This window comes from Planktothrix paucivesiculata PCC 9631, assembly GCF_900009265.2.
Lineage (GTDB): Bacteria > Cyanobacteriota > Cyanobacteriia > Cyanobacteriales > Microcoleaceae > Planktothrix > Planktothrix paucivesiculata.
In genome coordinates this window covers 239,118-254,152 of sequence record NZ_LR734982.1, presented here as the reverse complement: position 1 = coordinate 254,152, position 15,035 = coordinate 239,118, and the positions used below count along the sequence as shown (strand labels likewise).

15 protein-coding genes and 1 riboswitch are annotated in these 15,035 nt (G+C 39.5%); of the genes, 8 read left to right on the top strand and 7 right to left on the bottom strand.

What is annotated here, in order from left to right; all coding sequences use genetic code 11:
• Positions 1-88 precede the first annotated feature (88 nt).
• The 3 genes from PL9631_RS01165 to PL9631_RS01155 all read left to right on the top strand — a co-directional run bounded on the left by PL9631_RS01165 (position 89) and on the right by PL9631_RS01155 (position 2,593).
• Positions 89-523 carry an Hsp20/alpha crystallin family protein gene (locus PL9631_RS01165; protein ID WP_083616203.1) on the top strand — a complete coding sequence of 145 codons (435 nt, stop codon included), beginning with the start codon at positions 89-91 and terminating at the stop codon, positions 521-523.
• A 236-nt stretch (positions 524-759) separates the two neighbouring features.
• Entirely contained in the window at positions 760-1,992 is a 1,233-nt protein-coding gene (locus tag PL9631_RS01160) for an HhoA/HhoB/HtrA family serine endopeptidase (protein WP_083616202.1), read from the top strand.
• Positions 1,993-2,287: 295 nt separating this feature from the next.
• Positions 2,288-2,376: riboswitch (Glutamine riboswitch) on the top strand.
• 37 nt (positions 2,377-2,413) lie between these two features.
• A complete protein-coding gene (locus PL9631_RS01155; RefSeq protein WP_083616201.1) occupies positions 2,414-2,593 on the top strand; it encodes a hypothetical protein in 180 nt (59 codons plus the stop codon).
• Between the two features lie 176 nt (positions 2,594-2,769).
• On the opposite strand, the gene PL9631_RS01150 is transcribed toward PL9631_RS01155, so the two are convergent.
• The 5 genes from PL9631_RS01150 to PL9631_RS01130 all read right to left on the bottom strand — a co-directional run bounded on the left by PL9631_RS01150 (position 2,770) and on the right by PL9631_RS01130 (position 8,285).
• Complete coding sequence (locus PL9631_RS01150; RefSeq protein WP_083616393.1) at positions 2,770-3,660, bottom strand: alpha/beta hydrolase; 891 nt, start codon at positions 3,658-3,660, stop codon at positions 2,770-2,772.
• Positions 3,661-3,956: 296 nt separating this feature from the next.
• Positions 3,957-4,193 carry a type II toxin-antitoxin system Phd/YefM family antitoxin gene (locus tag PL9631_RS01145; RefSeq protein ID WP_083616200.1) on the bottom strand — a complete coding sequence of 79 codons (237 nt, stop codon included), beginning with the start codon at positions 4,191-4,193 and terminating at the stop codon, positions 3,957-3,959.
• Between the two features lie 65 nt (positions 4,194-4,258).
• Positions 4,259-4,474 carry a type II toxin-antitoxin system HicB family antitoxin gene (locus tag PL9631_RS01140; RefSeq protein ID WP_083616199.1) on the bottom strand — a complete coding sequence of 72 codons (216 nt, stop codon included), beginning with the start codon at positions 4,472-4,474 and terminating at the stop codon, positions 4,259-4,261.
• 26 nt (positions 4,475-4,500) lie between these two features.
• Positions 4,501-7,185: an AAA family ATPase gene (locus PL9631_RS01135; RefSeq protein ID WP_083616198.1), complete on the bottom strand. Its 2,685-nt coding sequence runs from the start codon at positions 7,183-7,185 to the stop codon at positions 4,501-4,503.
• Positions 7,182-8,285 carry an ATP-binding protein gene (locus PL9631_RS01130; RefSeq protein ID WP_083616197.1) on the bottom strand — a complete coding sequence of 368 codons (1,104 nt, stop codon included), beginning with the start codon at positions 8,283-8,285 and terminating at the stop codon, positions 7,182-7,184. The genes PL9631_RS01135 and PL9631_RS01130 overlap by 4 nt, the downstream gene beginning before the upstream one ends.
• A 197-nt stretch (positions 8,286-8,482) precedes the next feature.
• Between PL9631_RS01130 and PL9631_RS01125 the strand changes: the two genes are divergently transcribed.
• Both PL9631_RS01125 and PL9631_RS01120 read left to right on the top strand, forming a co-directional pair.
• On the top strand, positions 8,483-9,178 hold the full coding sequence (locus tag PL9631_RS01125) for a PD-(D/E)XK nuclease family protein (protein ID WP_083616196.1): 696 nt from the start codon (positions 8,483-8,485) through the stop codon (positions 9,176-9,178).
• 107 nt (positions 9,179-9,285) lie between these two features.
• A complete protein-coding gene (locus PL9631_RS01120) occupies positions 9,286-9,858 on the top strand; it encodes a Uma2 family endonuclease (RefSeq protein ID WP_083616195.1) in 573 nt (190 codons plus the stop codon).
• Here the strand turns inward: PL9631_RS01120 and PL9631_RS01115 are convergent.
• Positions 9,855-10,805, bottom strand: coding sequence for a nucleotidyl transferase AbiEii/AbiGii toxin family protein (locus PL9631_RS01115; RefSeq protein WP_083616194.1), 951 nt, complete (start codon positions 10,803-10,805; stop codon positions 9,855-9,857). The two genes, PL9631_RS01120 and PL9631_RS01115, sit on opposite strands and share 4 nt — an antisense overlap.
• Before the next feature lie 8 nt (positions 10,806-10,813).
• On the bottom strand, positions 10,814-11,359 hold the full coding sequence (locus tag PL9631_RS01110) for a Uma2 family endonuclease (RefSeq protein WP_231516600.1): 546 nt from the start codon (positions 11,357-11,359) through the stop codon (positions 10,814-10,816).
• 188 nt (positions 11,360-11,547) lie between these two features.
• On the opposite strand from PL9631_RS01110, the gene leuC reads away from it, so the two are divergent.
• The 3 genes from leuC (at position 11,548) to PL9631_RS01095 (ending at position 15,025) form a co-directional block, all read left to right on the top strand.
• Positions 11,548-12,951, top strand: a complete 1,404-nt coding sequence (gene leuC, locus PL9631_RS01105; RefSeq protein WP_083616193.1) for a 3-isopropylmalate dehydratase large subunit — start codon at positions 11,548-11,550, stop codon at positions 12,949-12,951.
• Positions 12,952-13,020: 69 nt separating this feature from the next.
• A complete protein-coding gene (leuD, locus tag PL9631_RS01100) occupies positions 13,021-13,614 on the top strand; it encodes a 3-isopropylmalate dehydratase small subunit (RefSeq protein WP_083616192.1) in 594 nt (197 codons plus the stop codon).
• 376 nt (positions 13,615-13,990) lie between these two features.
• Complete coding sequence (locus tag PL9631_RS01095) at positions 13,991-15,025, top strand: BMP family lipoprotein (protein ID WP_083616191.1); 1,035 nt, start codon at positions 13,991-13,993, stop codon at positions 15,023-15,025.
• The last annotated feature ends 10 nt before the right edge of the window (positions 15,026-15,035 follow it).

Sequence of the window (15,035 nt, the reverse complement as noted above, 5' to 3'; positions counted from 1 at the left end):
GCCGATTTACTATCCTTAGAATCATCAAGGCTGTAGTCGAGCCTATGTCAACATTGTATCAAATAAATGGTCAATGGAGGTAAAGATTATGCAATTAGTACGTTGGCAACCCTTTGAAGAAATTGATTCTCTACAACGAGAAATGAATCGTCTGTTTGATAGTTTAGTCCTTCCTTCGGAAAAAGCGGGTATGTCCCTGTTTCCTGCGGCTGAACTCGAAGAAACCCCGGAAGCGATTATCCTAAAACTAGAAGTTCCTGGGGTGAGTCCAGAGGAATTGGATGTCCAAGTGAGTCTTGATGGGGTGGCAATTACGGGAGAACGCAAATCAACCAACCATACGGAAGAAAAAGGAGTCAGTCGCAGTGAATTCCGTTATGGAAAATTCCGCCGAGTGATTCCCCTTCCCAATCGGATTCAAAACACCCAAGCTCAAGCTGAATATAAGGACGGGATTCTCAGCCTAACCTTACCAAAAGCGGAAGAAGAAAAAAACAAAGTGGTTAAAATAGCAATAGGTTAGGAATCAGCAATTGAATCGACCTTTCCTCAGTAAATGCTCAGGAGGAATAGTGTTAATCCCCGTCGGATTTTCGTGAAAATTCGACTATAATGGGGAAGGGGAAAAGCGGATTTATGACAATATTTCCGCTTTTCTTCTTGGGGATTTTTCTGTTAAAATTGAGGATAGTTGCTTTGAATATCAACGAATCAGAATCTCAGCCTAACGCTGAAAATGAGATAATTGAGAATGAATCTATGGAGAAGATACAGCCAAAAATCTTTACCATTAATTCCATTATTAGTTATCTTTTAGTTGCGGTTTTAAGTGTAGGCTTAACCTTAATCAGTATACAGATTTTTCCTAATTCTTTAAGAAATTCTGCCCAAGCTGAATCAATTCAAACCCAAACTCAAACCCAAGCTGAACCTCCAACAGTTACCGCCACTCCTAACCCTAATTCCTTCGGAAATTTTGTCTCGGTGGCGGTGAATCGAGTCGGGCCAGCCGTAGTTAGAATTGACACGGAACGTACCATTTCTGCTAGTATTCCTGATCCTTTTTTTGATGATCCTTTTTTCCGCCGTTTCTTTGGGGAAGGAATACCCCAAGCTCCCCAAGAATATCAACAACGGGGACAAGGTTCGGGATTTATTGTTGATAGCAGTGGGATTATTTTAACTAATTCCCACGTTATTAAAGGAGCCGATAAAGTTACCGTTATCCTCAAAGATGGTCGTCAATTTCAAGGAGAAGTTCGTGGTAGTGATGACCTCTCGGATTTAGCTGTGATTAAAATTAATGGTAATAATTTACCCGTTGCTCCTTTGGGAAATTCCAGTGAAGTTCAAGTGGGAGATTGGGCGATTGCTTTAGGAAATCCGTTAGGATTAGATAATACCGTTACCCTGGGGATTGTTAGTACCTTAAATCGTCCCAGTTCTCAAGTCGGAATTACCGATAAACGATTAGATTTTATTCAAACCGATGCCGCTATTAATCCTGGTAATTCTGGGGGGCCATTATTAAATGATCGTGGGGAGGTGATTGGGATTAATACTGCGATTCGGGCCGATGGTCAAGGAATTGGTTTTGCTATTCCTATTGATGCCGCCAAAGCCATTGAAGCCGCTTTAGTTCGAGGGGAAAAAATTGCCCATCCCTATATTGGGATTCGCATGGCAACCTTAACGGCAGATATAGCAAAACAACTGAATAATGACCCTAATTCCTTAATGTTAATTCCTGAATTTAATGGGGTATTAGTGGTACAAATTATGCCGAATAGTCCGGCGGCTAATGCGGGTTTACGTCGAGGAGATGTGATTACGGAAATTGATGGACAAGCAATTACCAGCGCCGACCAATTGCAGCGTTTGGTGGAAAAAAGCAAGATTGGTCAACCCCTAAAAATCACTATCCACCGTGGACAAAAAACCGAACAAATTTCTGTGCGTCCGGGTCAACTGGATGAAGCTGCTTTTAATTAATGATTGAGAGTTTACTCTAACAAAGAAAAATGCACTCTTGCTCAATGAAGTTGAAGGAAGGGTGCATTTGTCAGGAGAAAACTTTAAAATATTTTTTGATTAGCAAACCCGGTGTTCCTATTGTAATCAATTTATTCGGTATTGAGCAGAAAGATATCTCATCAGACAGATGTAAAAGCAAAGATTGAGATTATTACCAGAGATAGAGCAAAAAACGTATAATAATTATGTAAAATTAGCATAAGATAATTTGATATTAATTAGATTTAGTGCTACGATCAAAAAGAGTAGTGAAATCGTTCATCTCTTGGTAGTCTTTGATTCTCGCATACCAAAATAACTACTAAAAGACGGAAGTAGGGAGTTCTCCCGAAGGAACGCGCCTGTCTTCACTGCGAGTTGAAACAGGAGGCGAAAAACCATGACTTTAAGTAAAGAAACTGTGCGCGAAACTTCTTCAGAGGATATTCCAACCAGTGAAAGTTTCGATTTTGATTTGTGGGCAACAAAAGTGAGACGTCAGCTTGTGGCGGCATTAAATCACCAAGTAGCTCCCGAACTTTCTCAGAACGATGCTCAAACAACCCCATCCGAATTATAAGGGAATTGGGTTCGAGGAAAACAGTTAATCTCAATTAATTTGGTTTTATACTATTTTTCCATTCGATAATATTATTTGTAGGGGTGGCTCATCAGTCACCCTTACCTGTTTTTATTCATAAATTTAGTCAGAAACTGGGTTTCTAAGGAATACTGATTTTAGCCAAGAGATAACTATTAGAAACCCGGTTTCTGAGATTGTAAAGTTAAAAATTGTTGTACTGTTTCCCAATATTGACTCCCTCCAACCTGTCTAACATTATTATGACCAGCACCCGCAACAATTAAAAGCTGTTTGGGGTCTATGGCGGCGTTAAACAGGTCTTCACTCATAGTTTTGGGAATTAACTCATCTTCGGTTCCATGGGTTAATAACAGGGGCATTTTTAAAGTCGGAATTTTAGCTAAGGAGTCAAATTTTTGGGTTAAAATTAAATTAATTGGAAACATCCAATATCTTTTTTTATAATCAATCATTTCTCGAATATTAGTAAAAGAACTTTCAATAATTAATCCTGCAATTTCAGGATGTTTAAATGCTAAATCAATGGCGATCGCTCCTCCTAATGAATGTCCAAATATATAAATATTATTAGGATTAATTTGGCGTTGATTAACTAAATAATTCCAAGCAATTTCCACATCTTCATAGACTATTTTTTCCGAGGGAAAGCGATTTGTACTGCGTCCATAGCCCCGATATTCCACTAATAAAACCGATAAACCCATTTGATGAAATTGTTCAGCATAACCCACATTTGCCCCGATAGTATTGCGGTTTCCATGTAAATCAATAATCACTTTTTGATTAGGATTAGTTTCTGAAGGAATCCACCAACAATGTATCATTTCTATTTTTCCTGAAGGGGTAGGAATTTTTAGCTCAATATCTTGATAGGATAAACCCACATCATCGGGGGTACTAGAAATTAAACGGGAGGGGAAAAAAATAAATCGAGTTTGTCTTAAAAACATGAATAAACAAGCACACAAATAAGCGATCGCACCCACCGCTAAAACGATTAATCCTACTTTAAATAGAATTATTAAAATTAGATGTACTATCATTTTAATCCCTCCTACTTTAAATAAAGTCACCTTTTTTAATCTTTTTACCTCTTAAATCAGTTAAATCAAAAAGAGAAAAAAGGTTTTTTGCACACAACCCTATTCTTTTCGGTAGAGATCAACCAATTTCCGTTTAATTTCGCAAGAATTTTGAACAAACCATTTCAACCGCGTCCTAGGGAAATTAGGGGGAGTCAATTATTAATAATCTAACGGTAAAATAGTCCCATAATAAAAAGTTAAGTGCGATCGCGCTGATCACTACAATTAATCGCCGTAATGGGTCTTTGTTCTAATTATAATGTGAACACTTCGCCCTGCTGATATTCTTGACGAGACGCTTCAATATCAGCAATTAAGGTTTTATCTTGAAGGAGTTCGGTGGTTTCTATCCAGCTTTCTAATTCTTCCTGACTGATGAGAATAAAACTTTTATTTTCCTGAACAATAACAACTCCTCCAGGTTCCGTACTGGCTTTTTCTAAAACTTCACTGAAGTTGTTTTTAGCATATTCTCCTGTAACATGATACATGGTTTAACCTCTTTGTTAAGTTCATAAATAACCGAAACCGATATTTAACAATATTATGACATACTTCAATTCTGTTGCATAAAACCCGCTTCTTCCAAAACAATGCTTAATGTTCCCATTATTTCGCATTCTTCAAAAAAAGCTTCTAATGCTTCTTGAACAGATTGTTTTGCTTCTTGCAGGGTTTCACCAAAACTAGAAACATCTAAATCAGGACAAAGGGCTACATAAAAATTACCTTCTTGAAATATTTCTAGCCGAACTTCAATGTTTTTTAGCATAGTTTTCTGAATCACCTGCTATTATACTAAGTCAATAGGTTTAGTTTAACACTATTAATAACCCAACGGCGAAACAGTTCCACAATGATCCGCCAATGGTTATCGGTTTCTGTGATAACATCATGGCGTGAAAGGGTATCAAGGGCATTTTGTAGCGAATTTGGATCTAAATTTGTAACCGTTTTTAGGGTATTAAAATCGAGTCCGGTGGGGTGAGGTGCGATCGCTTTTATAATCTGTTGTTGACCGGGAGAACCTTCCCCCGCTTGTTGCCAAACTCCTGTAAAATAATAGCGTCCATTCTGATAGAATTCGGGTTGATTGATAATCCCATCAACATCAGCAATGGTAAACATGGGATCTCGATTATTTCCCAGTTCAAAGACTTGATCATTATACCGACGAACTAATAGAAAACCGATCAGTTGCACTAAATAAGGTTGTCCGGCGGTTAAATCATAGATATAATCAAGAGCATCGGGTTTATAATCGAGGGGGAAATCTTCACTGGGGTTAGCGAGAAGATAGCGACAGGTTGCCCGTTCTAAAAAGCTAACCCGGATGGGAATAATACTGGCAAAAAACGGGTTAAAATAGTCTTCGGTCATTTCTTCGAGGGTGTGGAGTCCGGCTAAAGCAAAGGCGATTTTAGGACTCATTTGCACCATTCCCCGCAATACGCCCATAAAGTCTTTGGGAATGCGATCGCTTTTTATTAATTCTTCGATTTGTTCAAATTCATCAAGGGCAATAATTAATCCAGTATCGCCTAATTGGGTTTCAATTTGTTTTAAATACCGTTCAAAAGTACGATAGGGAAGATTGATTAAGCTTTCATCATCGGGGGGTGGAATTTGCAGGGTATCTGAGAGGGAATCTGCGATCGCCATCAACACTTCACCCACTCCTTGAATACTATTACCAACGGTTAGTAAGTTGATGTATGCGAGTTTTACTTTTTCATCTAAACGGGTTGAAATATTCCGCAAAATTGATGTTTTCCCCATGCGTCGGTGTCCAAACAAAACCACTGATTGCAGTTGAGAGGTTGAAACCCATAATTCCTCTAATTGGTTAATAATATCCTTCCGCCCGACAAATTGTTTACCGATAACTGGATCACCAATAATATAGGGATTTATTACTTTTTTAGTTATGGAAATATTGCCAATTTCTTCTGTAATTCCTAATAAAGCAGATTGCCAATTTTGAGCAATATCAACAATTAAGCCTCGTTCTGCTTCTGGTAAAGTTTTGGATTGATCTAAAATTCCTTTAATTTCTCCTAATGCTCGATTTAATGCTAAGGAACGAGTAGAAAGAGACACACTATTTTTAATTAAATTAATATCTTCAACAACCTGATATAAAGTTTTTATAGCTGTCCAACTCTGAGGGCGTAAATAGGGTTCTGGGGGAAGAAGATCGGTTAATTTTAAATCTAGCTGAAGGGGGGTTAATTTTAAAGTTGCAAAAGTTGCAATATCATCTATAGTTTTAGCTGGCTTAAAAATTGTTAAAACTATAGCTAGAATGCACATTTCATATCCATACAGCAGGGAAGACACAACCGCAAAGGCTTCTGCCGCTTTTTGAGGTTCTTTTTCATGCAAATACCAGAAACCCGCAGCAGCAGCATGAGCAGGAGTATCTAAACGAGGTTGTGCTTCAAGTTCTGAATTTCGGCAAAATAAAAAGCCTTCAAGCAGTTGAAACTTAAATTCTTCGCCAAGAGAAGCAGAAACAAATTTAACTAAATTCCAATCAAACGGATGTTCTGCCAGTTGGGAAACTCTAAAAATTAGGTATTCTGAAGGCGTTTTAGCTAAAACTTGACTGACCGCATTGACTACAGGAATAAATTGATAACTATATCTCAATAATTCATTAGCATTTTCCAGTCCCAGGTGCCAATCTTGTTTTAACCAGTTTGTTAACCGAGACGTCAAAAAAGGTAAGGGCATCGGTGTGATTCGAGGAAACAACCAACTCCTCTTTTGTAGTGAACCCAGATTAAATAGGGAACCTATCACCCAAACTTCAGGACGCCAAATCGCCACGCCCCACGCCACGCCCCACGCCACGCCCAACCCCACGCCCAACCTCACGCCCAACCCCACGCTCAACCCCACGCCGGACGCCACGCCCAACCCCACGCCCAACCCCACGCTCAACCCCACGCCCAACCCCACGCCGGACGCCACGCCCAACCCCACGCCCCACGCCACGCCGGACGCCACGCCCCACGCCACGCCGGACGCCACCCCCACGCCCAACGCCACGCCCCACGCCACGCCCCACACCACGCCCCACGCCACGCCCAACCCTACGCCCAACGCCACGCCCAACGCCACGCCCAACCCCACGCCCAACCCCACGCCGAACGCCATGCTCCACCAATCAACTGAAAAGCCGAATTGCTCTAGGATGAAACAGATTAAAAGTGGAGTCAGAACAGTTAATAATAATCCTTGTAAAAATAATCGGAATTTGATCGGATTTTGACGCAACCAATCCCGGCGTTTTTGCCAAGTCATTTCTCCTTCTGTTTTTTCTTCCCCAAAGGCTTCCACATACCACCGTATTGCTTGAGGAAAGAAAAACACCCAATATAATAACCGGAGATAATCTAAAGGATTGAATAGGGATAAGGGACGATTTAATTTTGGGGCTAAATCTAAACAGGGAATCGGTTTTTGTGTTGAACTCATGATAATTCCTCCAAGTAACGCTTAAATAGTTGATTACATAATGCCATTAATTTTTGAGGATGACCTTCACTTTTATTAATTAACTCGCTAATTTCATTCTCCGTAAAGGTAATGGTTTTATATTCTGGTTTCAATAAAGGTAAATTCAGACGACTTTTAATAAAATTACGGATAGTTTGTTCATCCCATCGGTTTAACTTGTATTCAATACAAATTCCTGTAAAGGGAGAAGTCATCCCAATATCTTGACTATCGGGAAATAGTTGATCTAAAGAGGTGCAAGCTGCAACAATCAAGCGCAAGGGTGCATTCATTCCTTCTGCTAACCCTCGTAGTTGTCCCCGAATATTATTCGTAAAACCATCCCAGGTCATTTTTTCCAATTCATCAAGAATTAACAATAATCGATGATTTTGTAAATTTCGAGAGAGACGATAACCTTTACAAAAATCAATTCCTGCATAATCACACAAGAATTGATAAAAGTCCTCATCATCATGAATCTCTTGTAAATTCAGATAAATCGGTTCACGGGCTTGTAACAATTGGGCTTGAGCTTGTCGGCTAATTTCCATTAATAGCGAAGATTTGCCGATTTGTCTTTCTCCAATAATTGCAACGCTGCTACCACTATTGAGGGTTTCAAATATTCTTTGAATTTCCTGTGTTCTACTAAAAAATAATTTGTCATCATCTATAACTCCGTTAGAAGGTATAAAAGGGTTGTCTACCAGAGCACTTTCTATTGAACTATTATTAACTATAGGTTCAGTTTGAATTGGACTGCTGTGTTTTCTAGTTGTATATTGTTCGTCTAGCCAATCTAAAACCCTAGTGAACTTACCCTCACCTGGATTGACATCAGCAATCTGAGGACAAATTTTCTCTAATTTATCATAAATTCCTGTTTTCTGCTTTTTATAATTACTGAGTGAATTTGCTATATCACATCCATAAACTATGTCCGCAATTTGCTGATCATTTTTATTTAAGTTATTTCTTAAAAATCTAACTAAAAAAATTTCTCTTTCTTTAGTAGAAAGTTGAGCATCAACAGCAACTATTTTTAAAAAATCATCCCACAACAACCAATTCTCCATTAGTTTAGATAATTTATCAACAACTTGAGTATATCAGAGATCTAATATGAAGACTTGGGTAGAACAATTTTTCTACCCTTGCTTCATTAGTTCTACCAACGGGGCGAAATTATTGGGGACTGACAAAGTTATCAGAGATGGCTTAAGTTAATTCTATCAAGCAATCAAGATACTGACTTCAGGAGTAAAATAAAATTATGAAAAGCAAATTTTGGTCTGAAAACCCCCTTCCTTGCTATTTTGGTAAACCAACTGGACGCAATGGAATGAAGGGAATTGAGGATCAACGGGGAAATTTTCAACCTGGGGTTACTCCTATTATTGATGAAACGCGATCGCCTGCTCAAAAAGCCATATTTAGCAATTACCATAAAAAACAGACATCAGAATCAAGAGAAGTGACTAATTTAGCTTGTCAAATTGGCAAACGCGGACATAAACAAATTGAATATTATTTAAACGGTGATCCTACTCCCTGTCCGGTGATTCTTAAACGCCATTGGGAACATCTCGAACCAGTTTTAAAGGACATTCATAATATTAGATTATTAGAAAGTTATCTTTTCCACCATTATGAAGGATATGCAGGACGGGTTGACTGTGTGGGACGGTTAAATGATTATCCAGAAAGCGTGATTGAATTTAAGTTTTCTAACTCGGTTAAACCGACAGTTTACCCCGAACAAAAATTACAAGTTGCAGCTTATATTGCAGCATTAAATCGACAATATGGGCCACCTTATGGCGTTAATATTAATCACGGCATTATTATTACAGCAACTCCCTATGAAGTTGATATTACCTCCATTGATGCTCAGGAAGTGATGAAATCTTGGGATAATTGGAAAGTAAGAGTCGGTCAATTTTGGTCGCAACAACGAAATATTGCTTAGTGATATTGTTGATAATATCCCAAGATCTCGTAAGGGCGAGGTGCGCCTCGTCCCTACAGGGTTATAATTGAATCAGACAGGTTAAAATTTGAACAAGGGAATTAATAATGGTACAAATTCTTGACAAAACATTGAGTTTAGAAGACTTTCTAAATTTACCCGAAACCAAACCCGCCAGTGAATATATTAATGGTCAAATTATCCAGAAACCGATGCCACAAGGAAAACATAGTACAATCCAAGGAGAACTGGTAACAGTTATTAATGCGATCGCTAAAACTCAACGAATTGCCTGGGCATTCCCTGAGTTAAGATGTACCTTTGGCGGTCGTTCTATTGTTCCTGATGTGGTGGTTTTTGTTTGGGATAGAATTCCGCTTGATCATGATGGAGATATTGCTAATAGTTTTAATGCTCATCCTGACTGGACAATTGAAATTTTATCCCCCGAACAAAGCACAATTAAAGTTACCAGTAACATTTTACATTGTTTGAATTCAGGTTGTCAAATGGGATGGTTAATTGTTCCAGAGGAAAAATCTGTTTTTGTTTATCCTTCAGGACAACAACCGATGTTTTTAGATGAACTGGATGCTGTAATTCCCGTTCCTCAATTCATCTCTAATTCAACTCTAACATTGAGAGATATTTTCAGTTGGTTAAAAGTGAATCCGAGTTAAATAAAATCATCTTGATCTAAATATTCTCTAAAGGTTCTTTCGGTGGGTTCTAACCCAAAATCAACCGCTAATAAATCCAAACCGTCAATAATGCTAATAGGGTTATTAATTTGTAGCGATTGAAAACATTTATCTCGATAATTAGGCTTTTGTTGGAAATTTGCGATCGCCTCCTTTAACGGTTCAATCACAGGATAAGCTGCTTCTGCTTTTTCAATGGCTTGGGGAGGAATAGAAGCATTTAATCTTAATATAGCTAAATCAATTAAATCCCTTGATTCTACTGAACCATCAATCCATCGGTCAGCATTTGCTAATAACTTTTCAGCAAAACAATCAACTAAACTTAAACAAGGAACAGACGACCATTGGGGAAAATCCGGTGTTTCTAGTGCAATTCTTCCTTCCATAATAATTTCAAATTTAATTAGGGTTCCTTCTATTAACAAAGGAAATCTAATTCCATATTGATTGGCTTGTATTTCTTGAGGAAATGTGATATTATTTTGAGTAGTAAATAAAGCGTTATATTTATTTTGACCTAAAGTTTGTCTTAATAAGCGATAACCGGAACCTGTGGAACAGAGAAAATCAATATCTTTACTGAGGCGATATTCTCCATAATTTAAACAGATGAATGTTCCGCCCCCAAAATAAGCACGACAGTCTTGTAAAAAATTAGTATTGAGTTGATTGAGAACAGTAATAATTTTCTGATGAAAGTCTTGTGTAAACATTTGATTGAACAACCAAGAATTATACCGTTGAGCAAGTTGTTGAATAAATTCTGCTTCTGTTGGGTTAATTTCCCCAAAAATATCCCGATAATGCCATCCCCGTTCATACCGTTTTAGCATTTCCCAGGGCGTTAAATTATCAATTCCTGTTCTTTGCCAACATAAACCCTCTAAAAATGGTAATTGTTCAGGAATAGAACGCTGATTCATGATTAGTTTTAATTAAAAAATAGTTCAATCTGACAGCGAAACTCTGGCAAAAGCGCAGAGGTAATTTCATCAGTTATTAATAACGTTTCAGCTAAAATTAACTGATTATTTTGACGACGATAGACTTGAACTTGCTGTTGATAGCGATCAACAATCCAATATTCCTGAACTCCTTGAATAGAATAGAGTTTTAACTTGGCTTGTTTATCTCGTCTTTCGTTTTCTTTTCCTGGTGATAATACTTCAACAACTAACTCAGGAGAACCCGTTAGATGTCCAGCACTATCTAATAAAGTCGCTAATTTTTCCCGACTCACCCAAACCACATCAGGAATGACATTATCAGATTCAGTATAAATAATTCCAGGTGTCATTGCAGGTTGTCCTAAGTTTGTGCGACGTGACCAAGCATTTAATTCTGCATAGATATTACCGCAAACCCGTTGATGGTTCCAATCTGGTGCTCTAGTCACAAATAATTCTCCTGCAATAATTTCATAACGTTTCCACTCATCATTTGACAACAACTCTAAATCGGCTGTAGTCCACTTCATTGATTCTGCCAGAGTTTGATTAATCATAAAATCAGGGTAGAGTTAGATATTATTTTATCCGATTTTAATATTTATTATCACCCCCTAGAGATTAATTTATTCCCAAAACTTAACACCGCAGATCCATTAACCGCTAAAATAAATACCAGTATAGAGAGCGTTACAAACGCAATTATTGATCTGATTCTATGAGCGAAAGAACACTATTTGATCAAGTATGGGAGTTACATACCGTTGGCACTCTGCCATCAGGACAGACTCAACTTTTCATTGGTTTGCACCTGATCCATGAAGTCACCAGTCCCCAGGCGTTTGCCATGTTGCGCGATCGCCAGCTAACCGTCCTCTATCCCGAACGCACCGTCGCCACAGTGGATCATATTGTTCCGACGGAGAACCAAGCCCGTCCTTTCACGGATGTATTAGCAGAAGAAATGATGCAGTCCTTGGAAGAAAGCTGCAAAACACACAATATCCGTTTTTATAATATCGGATCGGGAAATCAAGGGATTGTTCACGTCATCGCACCCGAACAGGGGTTAACCCAACCGGGGATGACCATTGCTTGCGGCGACTCCCACACCTCCACCCATGGGGCATTTGGGGCGATCGCCTTTGGGATTGGCACATCTCAAGTCCGGGACGTGCTGGCGTCTCAAACCCTGGCATTAGGGAAACTGAAAGTCCGCCGGATCGAGGTGAATGGGGAACTGCAACCGGGGGTGTACGCCAAGGATGTGGTGCTGCATATTATTCGGACATTGGGGGTGAAAGGCGGCGTGGGCTATGCCTATGAATTCGCTGGAAGCACCATCGAGGCGATGTCCATGGAAGAACGGATGACGGTCTGTAATATGTCAATTGAAGGGGGCGCCCGATGTGGCTATGTCAACCCCGATCAGGTGACTTACGACTATTTACAAGGTCGAGATTTTGCCCCCAAGGGAGAAGACTGGGAAAAGGCTGTTACTTGGTGGAATAGTATCCGTAGTAGTACGGATGCGGTTTATGATGATATCGTCAAATTTGATGCTTCTGAGATTGCGCCCACCGTCACTTGGGGAATTACCCCCGGACAGGGAATGGCCGTTAATGAGTTGATTCCGACTTTAGAGCAGATTACCGAAGGCGATCGGGAAGTGGCCAAAGAAGCCTATCAATATATGGAATTTGCCCCCGGAACCCCCATTCAAGGGACAAAAGTGGACGTCTGTTTTATTGGCAGTTGTACCAATGGCCGCCTCAGTGACCTACGCGAAGCTGCGAAATTTGCCCAGGGTCGGAAGGTGGCTAATGGGGTGAAAGCCTTTGTGGTTCCTGGTTCGGAACGGGTGAAGGTGGCAGCCGAAGCCGAAGGACTGGATAAAATCTTTGAGGCAGCGGGGTTTGAATGGCGCGAGGCGGGCTGTTCCATGTGTTTGGCGATGAACCCCGATAAATTGCAGGGAAATCAACTGAGTGCATCGTCTTCTAACCGCAACTTTAAAGGTCGTCAGGGTTCCGCCAACGGTCGGACATTGTTAATGAGTCCGGCGATGGTGGTGGCGGCGGCGGTTAACGGTGTAGTTACGGATGTACGGGAGTTATTGTAAGCACTTCACCTCCCGGGTTAATGGGAGGGTTGGGGGTCAATTCTTAACATAAATTACGGAACTTCAACAATGAGCAAAATTCAAAGTATTTCAGGAACAGGGATTCCTTTAGTCGGCAGTGATATTGATACTGATCGGATTATTCCCGCTCGGTTTTTACGGTGTGTTACCTTTGATGGATTAGGGGAACAGGTCTTTGCTGATGATCGCCAACAAATGCAGGGAAAACACGCCTTTGATTTACCCGAATATCAAGGAGCAAATCTATTAGTAGTTAATGCTAATTTTGGTTGTGGTTCCTCCCGAGAACACGCCCCCCAAGCCATTGCTAAATGGGGAATTAAAGGGATTATTGGGGAAAGTTTTGCCGAAATATTCTTGGGAAACTGTGTCTCGATTGGTATTCCCTGTGTTAGCGCGGAACCAGAAGATATTAAAGCAGTTCAAGAGGCATTAAAAGCTAACCCTAAAGCAGCTATTAACCTGGATTTAGAATCCATGAAAGTCCACTGTGGAGAGTTCACTATTGATGTGAATATGAATGCAGGTTCTCGCCAATCTTTTATTACGGGACTGTGGGATAGTTGTGGACAGTTAATTGATAATTTTGATCAAATTCGAGCAACCGCCACACAATTACCCTATCTGAATTGGGGAAGTTAAATCGCAAAAATGGCAAGGGGGCGTTAAGCTTCCTTGTTGTTTTTATTAAAAAACTCTGTTAATATCAGACAAAAAAAGTATAAGGGTGCAATTACAATTTCAAGTTAATATAGCAATCCTATTTGATTTATATCCAAAATCTGGGTTCAAAAGGGAACAGGGAACAGGGAACAGGGAACAGAGATAATACTTCTGGCTGTTTCATATCAGTTATAAATTATTACAACCTATTTGGGATTGCTATAGAATTTAGTCTGATATTCAATACTCAAATATTGGCTACTCATAATTTATCACGAGGTAAGCACTATTCGCCATTACCCATTCGTAATTCGTAATTCGTAATTCTCTATTCACCTCAACCCCCAGGAATTGTATGCTCCAAACACCAAAATTATTGACTAATATCCTACTAGGAATAATCACTTTAGTGATGATCGTCAGTTGTAGTCAGTGGAATCAAGAACAAGTGACAACCTCCGATTCCGAGAGTCAATTTAAAGTGGCGAGTATTTTCTCCGGTTCTATAAAAGATGGGAGTTGGAGTCAGGCTAATTATGAAGGATTAAAATTAATTGAAAAGCAATATAATGCCGAAATTACCTATACTGAAAACGTGCCAGAAACTGACGGTGAAACCCTAATTCGTAACTATGCTCAACAGGGATATAATTTAGTTATAGGTCATAGTGGTGGTTATATTGCAGCAATGGAAAAGGTGGCTAAAGAGTTTCCCGACGTCAAATTTGCCTTAGTGACAAGCTATTCTGGGAATAATAAAAACTTGGGGGCGGTGGCTTTTCGTTCTGGCGAAGTGGGTTATCTGACGGGAGCATTAGCCGCCATCAAAACTAAAACCAATAAAGTGGGTTACATGGTGGGAAATGATTACCCCGTTTATCAAGAAGAAGCCGAATTATTCAGACGAGGTGCAACGGCAACCAAGCCCAATATTGAAGTCTATACTCAATTTTTACAGACTTGGACAGATGCGGAAAAAGGCAATCAAGTCGCCCTAGATTGGTTAGAAAAAAAAGTTGATGTGATCGCTATTAACGCCGATGAAGCGGGAATTGAAGCCTTAAAATTAGCCAGTGAAAAACCAGAGGTTTATGGGATTGGTTGGACGAAAGATCAATATAACCTAGTCCCCGGAAAAATTTTAACCAGTGTCCTACAGAATATTCCTGAATTAGTTTTAAAAATTGCTACTCTAGTTCAGCAAGGACGATGGGAAGGTAAACAATATAAATATGGACTACGGGAACAAATCTATGATTTTGCCCCCTTTAGAGGCACGTTAACAGCCGAAGAAGAAGCCAAATTTAATCAGATTCAACAACAAGTGGTAGCCGGAAAAATTGATATTGCCCCTTCTGGGCAGACAAAAGAGTATAATAACTCAAAATAGATCAGTTTGC

Coding starts and splice junctions, on each gene's coding strand:
- PL9631_RS01165 (WP_083616203.1), top strand. CDS start 89: ATGCAATTAGTACGTTGGCAACCCTTTGAAGAAATTGATTCTCTACAA.
- PL9631_RS01160 (WP_083616202.1), top strand. CDS start 760: ATGGAGAAGATACAGCCAAAAATCTTTACCATTAATTCCATTATTAGT.
- PL9631_RS01155 (WP_083616201.1), top strand. CDS start 2,414: ATGACTTTAAGTAAAGAAACTGTGCGCGAAACTTCTTCAGAGGATATT.
- PL9631_RS01150 (WP_083616393.1), bottom strand. CDS start 3,660: ATGATAGTACATCTAATTTTAATAATTCTATTTAAAGTAGGATTAATC.
- PL9631_RS01145 (WP_083616200.1), bottom strand. CDS start 4,193: ATGTATCATGTTACAGGAGAATATGCTAAAAACAACTTCAGTGAAGTT.
- PL9631_RS01140 (WP_083616199.1), bottom strand. CDS start 4,474: ATGCTAAAAAACATTGAAGTTCGGCTAGAAATATTTCAAGAAGGTAAT.
- PL9631_RS01135 (WP_083616198.1), bottom strand. CDS start 7,185: ATGAGTTCAACACAAAAACCGATTCCCTGTTTAGATTTAGCCCCAAAA.
- PL9631_RS01130 (WP_083616197.1), bottom strand. CDS start 8,285: ATGGAGAATTGGTTGTTGTGGGATGATTTTTTAAAAATAGTTGCTGTT.
- PL9631_RS01125 (WP_083616196.1), top strand. CDS start 8,483: ATGAAAAGCAAATTTTGGTCTGAAAACCCCCTTCCTTGCTATTTTGGT.
- PL9631_RS01120 (WP_083616195.1), top strand. CDS start 9,286: ATGGTACAAATTCTTGACAAAACATTGAGTTTAGAAGACTTTCTAAAT.
- PL9631_RS01115 (WP_083616194.1), bottom strand. CDS start 10,805: ATGAATCAGCGTTCTATTCCTGAACAATTACCATTTTTAGAGGGTTTA.
- PL9631_RS01110 (WP_231516600.1), bottom strand. CDS start 11,359: ATGAAGTGGACTACAGCCGATTTAGAGTTGTTGTCAAATGATGAGTGG.
- leuC (WP_083616193.1), top strand. CDS start 11,548: ATGAGCGAAAGAACACTATTTGATCAAGTATGGGAGTTACATACCGTT.
- leuD (WP_083616192.1), top strand. CDS start 13,021: ATGAGCAAAATTCAAAGTATTTCAGGAACAGGGATTCCTTTAGTCGGC.
- PL9631_RS01095 (WP_083616191.1), top strand. CDS start 13,991: ATGCTCCAAACACCAAAATTATTGACTAATATCCTACTAGGAATAATC.